General features: G+C 40.9%; 12 protein-coding genes, 1 tRNA gene and 3 pseudogenes. 8 read left to right on the forward strand and 8 right to left on the reverse strand.

Translation table 11 applies throughout. The features are described from left to right. Positions 1–135: 135 nt before the first annotated feature. The 3 genes from atpC to HWQ37_RS17110 form a co-directional block, all read right to left on the reverse strand. Positions 136–549 carry an ATP synthase F1 subunit epsilon gene (atpC, locus tag HWQ37_RS17100; protein WP_292748950.1) on the reverse strand — a complete coding sequence of 138 codons (414 nt, stop codon included), beginning with the start codon at positions 547–549 and terminating at the stop codon, positions 136–138. 88 nt (positions 550–637) lie between these two features. Next, positions 638–2,086, reverse strand: a complete 1,449-nt coding sequence (gene atpD / locus HWQ37_RS17105) for a F0F1 ATP synthase subunit beta (protein ID WP_292748952.1) — start codon at positions 2,084–2,086, stop codon at positions 638–640. 386 nt (positions 2,087–2,472) lie between these two features. Next, positions 2,473–3,189 (reverse strand): PEP-CTERM sorting domain-containing protein, encoded by a 717-nt coding sequence (locus tag HWQ37_RS17110; RefSeq protein WP_292748954.1) that lies wholly within the window; start codon positions 3,187–3,189, stop codon positions 2,473–2,475. Between the two features lie 630 nt (positions 3,190–3,819). Between HWQ37_RS17110 and HWQ37_RS17115 the strand changes: the two genes are divergently transcribed. Beyond that, positions 3,820–4,644, forward strand: a complete 825-nt coding sequence (locus tag HWQ37_RS17115) for a SirB1 family protein (RefSeq protein WP_292748956.1) — start codon at positions 3,820–3,822, stop codon at positions 4,642–4,644. An 18-nt stretch (positions 4,645–4,662) separates the two neighbouring features. On the opposite strand, the gene HWQ37_RS17120 is transcribed toward HWQ37_RS17115, so the two are convergent. Continuing rightward, positions 4,663–5,112 (reverse strand): SRPBCC family protein, encoded by a 450-nt coding sequence (locus HWQ37_RS17120; RefSeq protein WP_292748958.1) that lies wholly within the window; start codon positions 5,110–5,112, stop codon positions 4,663–4,665. A 249-nt stretch (positions 5,113–5,361) separates the two neighbouring features. Between HWQ37_RS17120 and HWQ37_RS17125 the strand changes: the two genes are divergently transcribed. From HWQ37_RS17125 to HWQ37_RS34640, 4 genes are all read left to right on the forward strand, one after another. Further along, a complete protein-coding gene (locus HWQ37_RS17125; RefSeq protein ID WP_292748960.1) occupies positions 5,362–7,038 on the forward strand; it encodes a mechanosensitive ion channel in 1,677 nt (558 codons plus the stop codon). Positions 7,039–7,362: 324 nt separating this feature from the next. Beyond that, entirely contained in the window at positions 7,363–7,983 is a 621-nt protein-coding gene (locus HWQ37_RS17130; RefSeq protein ID WP_292748962.1) for a hypothetical protein, read from the forward strand. A gap of 465 nt (positions 7,984–8,448) precedes the next feature. Continuing rightward, a tRNA-Val gene (locus tag HWQ37_RS17135) sits at positions 8,449–8,522 on the forward strand. A 122-nt stretch (positions 8,523–8,644) separates the two neighbouring features. Next, positions 8,645–8,875, forward strand: coding sequence for an Arm DNA-binding domain-containing protein (locus tag HWQ37_RS34640; RefSeq protein ID WP_363318142.1), 231 nt, complete (start codon positions 8,645–8,647; stop codon positions 8,873–8,875). Positions 8,876–8,902: 27 nt separating this feature from the next. Here the strand turns inward: HWQ37_RS34640 and HWQ37_RS17140 are convergent. Continuing rightward, a pseudogene (locus tag HWQ37_RS17140) lies at positions 8,903–9,283 on the reverse strand (DUF4277 domain-containing protein); the annotation flags it as partial. Positions 9,284–9,547: 264 nt separating this feature from the next. Here HWQ37_RS17140 and HWQ37_RS17145 point away from each other — a divergent pair. Continuing rightward, positions 9,548–10,039 (forward strand): hypothetical protein, encoded by a 492-nt coding sequence (locus HWQ37_RS17145; protein ID WP_292748966.1) that lies wholly within the window; start codon positions 9,548–9,550, stop codon positions 10,037–10,039. A 16-nt stretch (positions 10,040–10,055) separates the two neighbouring features. Here the strand turns inward: HWQ37_RS17145 and HWQ37_RS17150 are convergent, their stop codons facing one another. The 3 genes and pseudogenes from HWQ37_RS17150 to HWQ37_RS17160 form a co-directional block, all read right to left on the reverse strand. Beyond that, positions 10,056–10,550 (reverse strand): zinc ribbon domain-containing protein, encoded by a 495-nt coding sequence (locus HWQ37_RS17150; protein WP_292748968.1) that lies wholly within the window; start codon positions 10,548–10,550, stop codon positions 10,056–10,058. Between the two features lie 39 nt (positions 10,551–10,589). Next, on the reverse strand, positions 10,590–10,895 hold the full coding sequence (locus HWQ37_RS17155) for a hypothetical protein (protein ID WP_292748970.1): 306 nt from the start codon (positions 10,893–10,895) through the stop codon (positions 10,590–10,592). 34 nt (positions 10,896–10,929) lie between these two features. Then, positions 10,930–11,103: pseudogene (locus tag HWQ37_RS17160) on the reverse strand (transposase family protein); the annotation flags it as partial. A gap of 52 nt (positions 11,104–11,155) precedes the next feature. On the opposite strand from HWQ37_RS17160, the gene HWQ37_RS17165 reads away from it, so the two are divergent. Next, the gene (locus tag HWQ37_RS17165) at positions 11,156–11,344 is read left to right on the forward strand and encodes an IS630 transposase-related protein (protein ID WP_292748972.1); all 189 of its coding nucleotides are present in this window, start codon (positions 11,156–11,158) and stop codon (positions 11,342–11,344) included. 195 nt (positions 11,345–11,539) lie between these two features. Beyond that, positions 11,540–12,100: pseudogene (locus HWQ37_RS17170) on the forward strand (IS630 family transposase); the annotation flags it as partial. Positions 12,101–12,117: the final 17 nt, after the last annotated feature.

Raw genomic sequence — 12,117 nt, forward strand, 5'->3', positions numbered from 1 at the left:
TTTGTACATAATTTATTCTGTTAGCGGATAGCTAAGGTTTAGCCCATTCTGGCTCTTGACTCCTGAATTCTGAATTCTTCTGTATTTTGTAGGTTGGAAGTTGCCCAACCTACAAAGTGGAAATAGAAAGTTAAATTAGACCGAACCGCCAGCAGCTTGAAACCGAGCGCGGGCGCGTTTGAAGGCTTGGGTTGCCTGAATTTGGGCTTGGCGATCGTCTGCTGACACTTGACTTAGACGTGTTTCTGCTTGATTGTAAGCAGTACGGGCTTCATCAAGGTTAATTTTGTCGCCACGTTCAGCACCGTTAACCAGAATTGTCACTTCATTTTCTTCGACTTCGGCAAAGCCACCTAAAAGAGCGATCGCTTCCCAATTCTGATTTTTAGCGGCACGAACTCGCATGACACCAGTATCTAGAGCGGTCAAAAGTGGTGCGTGTCCAGTTAGGATGCCTAGTTGACCAGTAGTGCTAGGCAAAACGACTTCTTCAGCTGGAGCATCCCAGACTGTTTTATCCGGGGAAATTACACGAACGGTTAATGTCATTTGTCTTTTGTCCTTTGTCTGTTGTCTTTTGCTATTAGCCATTAGTCATTAGCGATCGCACTAATGACTAATGACCAATGACTAATGACTAACCTTTGATTTTTTCAGCTTTGGCGATCGCTTCGTTAATATCGCCAACTAAGTAGAAAGCCTGTTCTGGTAGAGCATCCAACTCACCAGACAGAATCTTCTGGAACCCTTTGATGGTGTCTTCCAACTTCACATACTTACCAGGAGAACCAGTAAATACTTCTGCTACAAAGAACGGCTGAGACAAGAAGCGCTCAATTTTCCGCGCCCGCGCCACGATCAGACGGTCTTCTTCAGACAATTCATCCAAACCAAGAATGGCGATAATGTCCTGGAGTTCTTTATAACGTTGCAGAATGGATTGTACGGCACGGGCAGTATTGTAGTGTTCGTCACCGACAATGCTGGGCTGTAGCATGGTGGAAGTTGAACCAAGGGGATCAACTGCGGGATAAATTCCTTTAGCTGCCAAACCACGAGACAGCAATGTTGTTCCGTCTAAGTGGGCGAAGGTGGTAGCAGGTGCGGGGTCGGTAAAGTCGTCCGCAGGTACGTACACTGCCTGAATCGAGGTAATCGAACCCTCTGTGGTCGAGGTAATCCGCTCTTGCAGTTCACCTACATCGGTTCCCAATGTGGGCTGATATCCCACTGCTGAAGGCATCCGGCCTAGTAGCGCCGACACTTCCGAACCTGCTTGAATAAATCGGAAGATGTTGTCAACAAACAACAGTACATCTTGCTTGTTAACATCGCGGAAGTACTCTGCCATTGTCAATCCCGAAAGACCAACCCGCATTCTCGCTCCAGGTGGCTCGTTCATCTGACCATACACAAGAGCAATCTTGGAATCATTCAGGCTCTCGTTATTGATCACCCCAGATTCAATCATTTCATTGTAGAGGTCATTGCCTTCACGGGTGCGCTCACCCACGCCAGCAAAAACCGATACTCCACCATGCTGAGTAGCGATGTTGTTGATCAACTCCATCATGATCACGGTCTTACCAACACCAGCACCGCCGAATAGACCAATCTTACCGCCGCGTCGATAGGGAGTCAGAAGGTCAACAACTTTAATCCCAGTCTCAAACACCGAAGGTTTGGTTTCCAGGTCAGTGAATTGGGGAGCAGAGCGGTGAATGGGTAAAGTTGCCTCAGCATTTACAGGTCCCCTGTTGTCCACAGGTTCGCCAAGGACGTTGAAAATTCGACCCAAGGTGGCTTTACCAACTGGCACGCTAATGGAAGCGCCTGTATCGGTAACTTCAAAACCACGCACTAAGCCTTCCGTGGAACTCATCGCAACAGTCCGCACCTGGTTGTCGCCCAGCAGTTGCTGTACTTCAACGGTGATGTTGATTTCCTGTCCAGCTTCATTGGTGCCTTTGATTTTCAAAGCGTTGTAGATTTGTGGCAATTTCCCGCCGGGAAATTTAACGTCTACAACTGGGCCAATGATTTGGGTAATGTAGCCAATGTTTGTTTTTTCTGCGGTTGTGACCATGCTGCGCCTAATGAGTGAAGCTATATTTCAGATAAGGTCGAGGAGACATAAAATTAAGCAATGTCACCTTTCAGATTAGCACTGAACGCCCCCACCTTCGCCTTAAATTGATCATTAAGACTGGGCTTTGGGGATCAAAAGTTAAGGTAAGTTTTAGCATGGAGTTGGGGAAGACTCAAAATTAAAACTGGGGTGTAGGCGATCGCCGACACCCAGGTTGAAAATTCTGTAGTTGATGTTGTATTTTAGGTTCTAGTAAAGCACGGCGGAAATAAGCCACCCCTTCAAAACGTCTAAAACCCTTATATAATGGTAATTACGAATTATGAATTAGGTTGCCGAGCGAAGTCGAATTACGAATTACGAATTATGAATTACGCCTTGCGTTAAGCTTTCTGTTGCTTGCGTTTCAGTGCCGAACCTGCGCCTAAAGCACTAAATGCCAGCAGTCCGGTGATAGAGGCGGGTTCAGGTACTGATATTGTATACGTCCTAAATTCAGTAACTAAACCATAACTTTTAAATCCAGTACCAAAATTATGTGCGCGGCTAGAATCATTACCAAAAGTACCGCTTCTTGCATCTAATAATCCTGAACCGTCCCCTAGATTGTTAGTTTTGAAAATATCAAGCAAAAGATTACCTTTTGCCGGATTGTAGAGAAAACTGGATTTTGCTGATATGCTGAAAGTCTTGCCAATGATACTTCCACCAAGCTTACCCTGAAAAAATAAGCTGTTATCAGTACCTACGTTACTACTAAAATTAACAGTATCTAAAGCATTCACAGCTTTTGGTGTTGTCGATAAAGAAATTTCATAGTTAGCTGTGTCAATAATATTCGATTCCTGAGAGTTTTGAGTACTAAAAAATGAGATTTCATCAATTACAACTGCATCTGAAAACAAATCAGAATTATATACTTGCTGATAGCGCGTACCCAAACCGCTATACTTACAGCTAAAAGGAAAACAGTTTCCATTATTTGGATCGGCAGGATTACCAATAATAATGGCGTGAGCGGTACTAGCAAGAGAAACTGAAGTTATACAAACTCCAGCAGCAAGCATTGATATTTTTTTCAGTATTGTTAAAGTATTCATCAAATTTTTGAATCCTCCATCAAAAAACTCAAATAGCATAAATAGATAGCGTAGATCGGCTAGCTTCTCATAGCGATCGCACATACCAGCAGAAATTACTAGGCTATCGACATAGTATTAACTTGATTTCAACGACGTTGTATAACTACGAGTATTATTGGTAAAGAAAGTTAGAAAAACAAGTATTATTACTGAGATTCACTAAAAATTTATAATAGTAATTTATATACTTCTGAAATATAAAAATATCCAAACCCTTATTATATAAGGGTTTAATGGCAGTTTATCGACTATTAATAAATTGATATACACACAAATTTTGTATAAAATTATAGTAATTTTTATAAAATAATGCATATTTGTATTACGTCATCTGCTTTGCGTGGGTATAGTCCATCGTCGATATAACCAACGCCGCATTTACTAAAAGTTAGTTAGCAATAAATACAGCAGATATCAAGTTAGTCAAATATGATTCCTATACAAAGCTATCCATAAACTACATTTCCAAAACTTCTGAATATCTATAAGATAAAGATAGATACAATAAAACAGCTTTTGTCTAAGCTGCGATGCCTGGGTTGCGCGTAGCTGCGGTTTCATCCTCACACTTTCACCGAACAACAGCTTATGAATTTCTCGTCAGCACGACAATATTTTTACCAGGAGATTCAGCAGTCTGACGAGGGCATTGACTTGGCAAAGGCAGCTTTGTATATTGCACAAGAAGAATATCCCAATCTAGATGCAGAAGAATACCTCAACGCCCTTGATACAATGGCGTGGGAGCTACAAGAACGTCTGCCTGACTCACGATATCCTTTGCGGATAGTTCAAAGTATTAATCAGTATCTCTACGAAGATTTAAAGTTTTCTGGTAATAAAATTGACTATTATGATCCGCGCAACAGCTTTTTTAATGATGTAATCGATCGCCGATTGGGGATTCCCATTACCTTAGCGCTGGTTTACCTGGAGATTGCTCGACGGATTGATTTTCCGATGGTGGGTATAGGAATGCCGGGACATTTCCTGATCCGCCCAGATATTGCCGATATAGAGATTTTTGTGGATGCTTTCAATGGCGGTGAAATAATATTTGCCCAAGATTGCGAAGAAAGGTTGTCTCAACTTTATCAGCAACCAGTGACGCTAAAACCAGAACTTTTAACTGTAGTTAGTAATCGGCAATTTTTGGCACGGATGCTGACAAATTTAAAATTTATTTACCTCAAACAGCAAGAGTTAGAAAAAACGCTGGCAGCAGTTGAACGAATTTTGTTGCTGTTTCCTCATTTAACTTTAGAATTACGCGATCGCGGTTTGATTTACTATCAACTCGGTTACTACCCCCAAGCCGTAGACGACTTAAAAAACTATTTAGCAAAAGTTCCTGATGCCGAGGATGCGTCTGTGATTCGGCGGTTACTTACCGAATTGGGGATGAGGGAATAATCAATGCCTAATTACGAATTACGAATTATTTTGTTCTTCTGCGACTCGTTTGAGGCGGCCTAGTTGGGCTTGCATATCTTTTTTTGTCCAAGATGCAGCAAAGGTGTTGAAACCCCAACTTACTAAGGGGTTAGGGATATCGTACTCAAAGCGGTTGAGTAGGAGTGTTCCTTTTTCTGTGGGTTGACATTCCCAGCGATCGCGCCCTTGAAAAAATCCCTGAAATTCCCAAACTACTAAACCCGGTTGTCGTTCTACAACTACGCTATTCAAAGTGGGTTTTAGTAGAGGAATTTGAATAATAAAACGACTTTCACTGCCGACATCGGTACTCCAAGCTTCGCCCACAGGTTCGCAACGCAGAACGGGATTTAGCCAACGGTGCATGAGGGCTAAATCGCTAATACAACGCTCCACCACCGTAGCTGTAGCATTAATTTGAATCGATTGTGACAAAACTTGGGACATTCCACATCTTTGATGCTGTTGCTGCAATTAGAGTAACGCAAAATTTTAGGGAGTGGGGGAGCAATCAATTCAAAATTCAAAATTCAAAATTAAAGAGCTTTTGCCTCCTGCCTTCTCTTTCCCCATGCCCAATGCTCAATGACCGTATATTAAACATGAGTAAATATGGTATGTCTTTACTGGTAAATTGATAGGCAAAACACTAACTCAGTGTTTGCGGCGAATACTTAAGCATAATTCCCGAAAACCATGAACACAACTTGGCAAGAAATAACCCAGGTGATATCTACGACGGGCTACGCCTACGAAGTTGGTTTATCTACGAAGGTGCAGCAATTTTTGGCACAATCATCGCCCAGTCTGCAACCAATACAACCAGCAGTGAATCAAGGAATCGCTGATGTGCAAGGTATTGTTCAACAGTTGATTCTGTTTACACCCCGTCTACTGGGGGCAGTGGCAATTTTATGTGTAGGTTTGCTAATTGCCTTCGGTGTAGCGGCGCTGACGCGAGGAATCCTCAAGCGGACAAATATAGATAACCGTATTGCCGCAGGGGTAACGGGTCGTCAAGATGTTCCCCAAGTGGAGAAATTGATCTCCAGCTTAGTCTTTTGGAGCATTATCCTGTTGACGGCAGTAGCTGTTTTACAGGCGTTAGATTTGGAGGTAGCCTCTCGCCCCCTGAATAGTTTTCTCAATCAACTGATTGGCTTTTTGCCAAAGGTAGTTGGTGCGGGAATCCTTTTAGGAACCGCCTGGTTTTTGGCGACCATTGTCAAGATTATCACTGTGCGCTCATTACAGGCATTGAATTTGGATGAGCGTTTGAATCCAGAACCAGAAGACAGCGCACCCAGCCTGAATCAGCTGTCTCTGAGTGACACAATTGGCAATGCTCTGTATTGGTTTATATTTTTACTGTTTCTGGCTCCAGTTTTAGATGCTCTCGAACTCAGGCAAGCTCTACAACCAGTACAAGCTTTAATTACAGAAGTTCTGCTAATTCTGCCGAACATTTTAGCGGCGATCTTGATTGCTGTAGTTGGTTGGTTCATCGCTAATGTAGTACGGCGGATTGTGACGAACTTGCTGGCGACAACTGGTCTTGACCATTTAGGTAGTCGGTTGGGATTATCTGCAACTGCGGGGGTGCAACCTCTATCGAATATTATCGGCACAATTGTCTATGTTTTGATTTTGATTCCTGTGGCGATCGCAGCGCTGAATGCCTTGCGAATTGATGCGATATCTATACCTGCGATCGCCATGCTGCAACAGGTTCTCAACGCCCTACCTGGCATCTTTACAGCCGTGGCAATTTGGATTGTTGCCTATTTCGTCGGGCGGTTTATTGCGGATTTGGTTACAAGTATCCTCACAAATTTAGGGTTTAATAACATTTTCACTGTTTTGGGTCTGACAACACCCAGCAGACGAATCGTCATTTCAACAGAATCAGCAACCCCACCGCTTCCAACCCGCACTCCATCGGAAATTGTAGGCATTGTTGCCTTAGTGGGTATCATGCTGTTTGCTACGGTGGCGGCGGTGAATATCTTGAATATTCCAGCCCTGACAGCATTAGTCTCTGGTATTGTGATTATATTCGGGCGGATTTTGGCAGGATTGGTGATCTTTGCCATTGGCTTATTCCTGGCAAATCTGGCTTTTAACATCATTACCAGTTCCGGCGAACGCCAAGCCCAGATTTTGGGACAAGTGGCGCGGATTGCAATTATTGCCTTAGTCTCGGCAATGGCACTGCAACAGATTGGAGTTGCCAGTGATATTGTAAATTTAGCCTTTGGACTTTTACTCGGTGCGATCGCAGTTGCTATTGCCCTAGCCTTTGGTCTTGGAGGGCGCGATATTGCCCGCGAGCAAGTTCAAGAATGGCTAAACTCTTTCAAAGGTAGAAATTAAAAGTTGATAAAGGCACAATCTCGTCTGTAAATCTGGAAAAGTACAGAAAATCTATCGGCAATTTTGCTTAAGAGGTTGAAAGTTACAGTTGATAAATTCGGAGTTTGAGTATAGAATTTGACGTTTTAAGTTCTCAAGCTCAAGTTCCGAATTTTCAAGCTCAATTTAAATTGCGATCGCATCGCATCAATAGTATTACTACTAGTAACTTAAATCGAGCAACGTACTTCTACCGGATACTACGGATGAAAGATGTGTCTTCTTGCAGATGAACGCTACAATCTATCAGAAAATTAAAGAAATAGTTAAATCCAGAGTGGCTTCATGACGGCTAATTTAACACCTAAAGCGACATTTGACTTTCTTAACGTGCTATCCCAAGCTGCGGCTAAGTATAGAGAACCAAAAAGTATCCGCCCTAATGCTGAAATATTAGTAAAGGCGTTGCTACAAGCAGAAAAAACTGCCAAGCAGCAAAAGTTGACTTATCCGTTTGAGTTTCTTCTCGGTAAATGGCAACTTTGCTTTGTCACTGGCACTAATAAAAACAGAGAGGGCGGGGGAATTATATTAGGCAAGGGTTTCTATGTACCCAAGTTTATAGCAATCCATGTTTCCTTTAATGCCACTTTGGAACAGGATTCAGACAGAGGCGAAATTGCTAATCAGGTTGAGTTAAAACCAGTTTCACTGAAGCTCACAGGGCCAGTGAAATATTTCGGTAAGAAAAATTTATTGGCCTTTGACTTTAACCAGATGATTATCAGTTTGTTTGGTCGTGTTATTTACAACAGAGCAATCCGTGCTGGTAAAGTTCAAACAGAAGATTTCTACAACCAACCTATAGCTAAACTACCCTTCTTTGGCTTCTTTTTAGTGACAGAAGATTTCATTGCCGCTCGCGGTCGTGGGGGAGGATTGGCATTTTGGATTCGAGAAACTTAAAGCAGAATTCAGAATTGAGAATGGGCTACGCTAACAGGAGTAATATCGTGTCCGGGTAAAGACTTATCATTTAGACCACAGTTCTTGCTGGGCGCAGGGAGAAAGGGTTTTCCTGATTTTTGCACAAATGCGGTAATCATAAGTAATTAACCGGACTTGATATAAGAGATTTCCAAGGAATAAATTATCCCAAAAAACGAACCACAGAGACAAGGCAGCGCGGTCTTGGGGTCTCCCCAAGTGGAGCATCTGGCGTGGTTTCCCCCATGAGCGACTGCCGCGCAGAGAACACAGAGAGAGGAGAGATTAAGAGGATTTTTGCGTCAGTTTTGGAATATTTTTTTATTTGTTTGTAGCAAATGGTGCAAGCTTCTTTACAAATCAAACCAATACTCTTGACATCATTTATTTGTTATCTTGCCTTGTCAGATAAGTATATGCTAATATTGATAATCGTGTGGTTAAGGACGTATAGCTCAGTTGGTTAGAGCGCTACGTTGACATCGTAGAGGTCACTGGTTCGAATCCAGTTACGTCCATTTAGAATCTATATATAGCAAGGGTTTCAGAAATAACTGGATTTGAACATCACCAGTTTTACCCCTTATTGACACAAATCTGACCTAGTTTTAGTATCAGATTAGTATCCTAATTCTATCCTATGCCCAAGGCTCCAGCAGGGACTGTTCATATAGAGTGCTTCAGGGACAGGTTGCGTTTAAGATTCACCTACAATAGCAAGCAACACACCTTAGCTCTTAAACTAGCTGACACCCCAGTTAACCGCAAAGTGGCAGAGGGTATAGCCTCAGAGATAAGTAGAGACTTACTACTTAAGACTCCCGGTTCGCCCATTTTTTCGGGAGTTAGAAGAAAGACTACTCAGGGGTAAAAGATTGACCACCAAGTTGAGTATAATGAGATCGTAGACACACAGCAAATTACTTCCCAGTTCTTCCTCAAATACAGACCAGTTTTCATCACAATTAAGGTAGCGTAATACTGCTTCTAGCCGATCATCCGTCAGGTCTAGTTCCTGCAAGGAATCGCCCATCAGTGTTTTTAATGTTTCCAAACGCTTGCAAGCCCAGCCTTGGACGTGATTTAAACGATGATCCGCTTGCGATAATATGTGTGTTAACCAAATTACCGCTACGCTCCCCAAACTCTCACCTTGCCAATTTCCATGTGTCGGAAAGTGCTTATCGATTAACTTGCTTATACCCATCTGCTGTATTTGTGCCAGAAGTACGGGTATATCATCGACTCGTTCGTTTGTAATTATGGGTTCAGTTGCCATAATTCCGAACTTATACCGATTTACTGATTTTTGGGAATATGTCTTTCGATATACTTATTTTCTAACTCCTAAAAAAATGAGTGAACCGGGAGTTATGATGATCCTGTTACAGGCTTCTGTTTACCTGAGAATGGAACTCACCCTGATTATCCTTATCTTCCTAAGGGTGGTCCTACTTCTTTATTCTTTACTGGGGTAGATGTAGCTGGTGATACTAATGATGACTCAACTGTACTTACTACACTTCAATATATTGATAGAGAATTGAGAGTAGTAGCTTTTGAGAGGATTAGTAAAACTCCACTCTTTGATCAGAATGGGACTATTGAAAGGATTAGAAGAAGGCTTAATCAATTTTCAGGTGATCTGTACTATGATGCTACTGCCTTAGCTGGGCAATATTTAAAGGAGGCTATAGAGAAAGAGCTTGAGCCTGAAGAAGTCTTACGCTGCACACCTATCAACTCTACTAAAAAGCCCGCTAAGAATAATAAGCACAATCACAAAACTTTTATGCTTTCTAACCTAGCAGGGATTGTAGAGAAGGGTAAACTTGTAATTCCTTATGATGAACAAGACCGCTTAAAGCAACTTAAAACTGAAATGAGATTTTACAAGTTGGACGACAAGGGTTTACCTACAGATACAGTTATGAGTTTAGCTTTAGCTGCCTATGCTTGGAAGAGAAGGGAGAGCAATAATACTTATTATAATGAAGAGGAAGCGGCAGATTATTTAATGGATAGAGTTGCGTAGGCTAATATAAAGGATTTTAAACCAGGGCATTACCACAATGTTTACATACTGTAGCTTCTTTTTTCACAGTTTCTGCACAGTAAGGACATATTTTATAAATTCCCTTGTTAACCATTGAATTTTCTGTTTCTTTTAAAAGAAAAGCATGAGGCAAAGCAAAAATAAACATTAGATGTCCATACATCCACCAATTATAAAAATTTCTTCCTTTGTTATATGCTATGAAGCCAGGAATTAATCCTATTAACCAAGCAAATATTACAGCAAAAAGTGACTCCCACTTATCTGTTGAATCAAAAATAATACTTGTCTGGGCTACTGCAATAGTTAGTAACAGCCAGTAATTAGCTTTACATAACATCTCATCACTGCCTTTTTCTAAAGCATTAAGAACTCCTTCATTAAAGGGATAGCCTATTTTATTATTGAAATAATGTATTATAGGAATAATTAGTAAAGGAACGCATATCAAAGAAAAACCTAAAAATCCTAGTTGTGCTTGTAATGTCATAAACTTATCTATTAAAATTTTTAATTTTAATTAATTTAACTATTTGCTAGGCATTTTGTTCTTAATTAAATCACTAGCTTTTTTACATGAACCTAAAAGTAACCCTATACCAAACCCATGAGCTATACCATTACTAAAACCAATTAATAGTAATATTCCTATTATACCTAGTACAATTACCCCTATAATTGATAGCAACTTATTAGATGATTCCGCTTTTGTATTCTTTACTGTATTAGGTATTTGCTCCTGAAATGGTATTGAACTTTGCTTAACTATATCCTGACGATATTGGGGGGATAAAACTGAGGAGTCATAAGTTGTCTTAACTAATTCTTTCTCCATATCTGAAAGTATTGAATAAAGATAGCTAAATGCCTCTATTAATTTCTAAAAATACTGGACGATCTCCAAAAGGTAAGTCTTTAACAATATGCCGATGATTTTGATGTAATTTCTGACTTTTTGTGCCACACCTGGGGCAAATACTATATATTTTTTTTGATTCGGTTTGTAAAATAATTCCAATCCCATTGTGAAGGCGATGTGATACAGCACTTTGCGTAACGATGAGGTACAGTAACAGAGTGTGAAAATCAAAAAAAATGAAGGCATACTCTGTAGATTTACGGCAAAAAATAGTAGGAGCATACGAAGCAGGTAACATATCTATACGGAAAGTTACCAAACTATTTCAAGTGAGTAAAAGCACAGTACAAGGGCTACTAAAGCAAAAAAAGGAAAAAGGTACAATTGCACCCCGAACAGCAACAGGTGGGAATCTTGCCAGTTGAGTGGGTATGAACAACAAATCAAGGCAATGGTGGATGAATACTCGGATTATACCTTGTCGGAATACTGTGAGTATTGGGAAGAAAAGACAGGGGTAAGACTCAGTGAGAGCGCGATGTGCCGATTTTTAAAGAAACAAAATTTGACTCTCAAAAAAAACACTTAGGAGCAGCCAAGCCGCAACAGAAAGTAACCAAAATAAACGAGTAGAGTATTGGGAAGTAATTCGAGATATTGCACCAGAAAATCTGGTTTTCCTAGATGAAATGGGTGTACTAATAGGCATGATAAGAGAAAGAGGCAGAAGTGAAAAGGGGGAGAGGTCGTATGATGTCAAACCATTTTACAGAGGCTCTCGTGTGACGGTAGTGGGTGCAATTAGTCAAAAATCAATACTTGCATTCAAAGTAATAGGAAAATCAATGAACGGAGAAGAGTTCAAGGAATTTCTTACTAATGACCTTTCACCACAACTGTGGGAAGGGGCAGCAGTCGTTATGGATAATCTTTCTGCACACAAAGTCAAAGGAGTAAAGGAAATCCTAGAATCTGTAGGCGCACGAGCAATTTATTCATCACCTTACTCTCCTGAATTTAATCCCATAGAACATTTGTGGTGGAATTTAAAAGCCTTTATCAGAAAGTTTATCCCAAAGAGTGCTGAGGTTGTAGAAAAGCTCCTCAGCATTGGTATAATGCTATGCTCTAGTACACAATTAAGAAATTATTTTGCCCACTGTTGCTACTGTACCAATTAGTCGCGCAAAGTGCTGTA

The organism is Nostoc sp. NMS4 (assembly GCF_017115095.1).
Taxonomy (GTDB): domain Bacteria; phylum Cyanobacteriota; class Cyanobacteriia; order Cyanobacteriales; family Nostocaceae; genus Nostoc.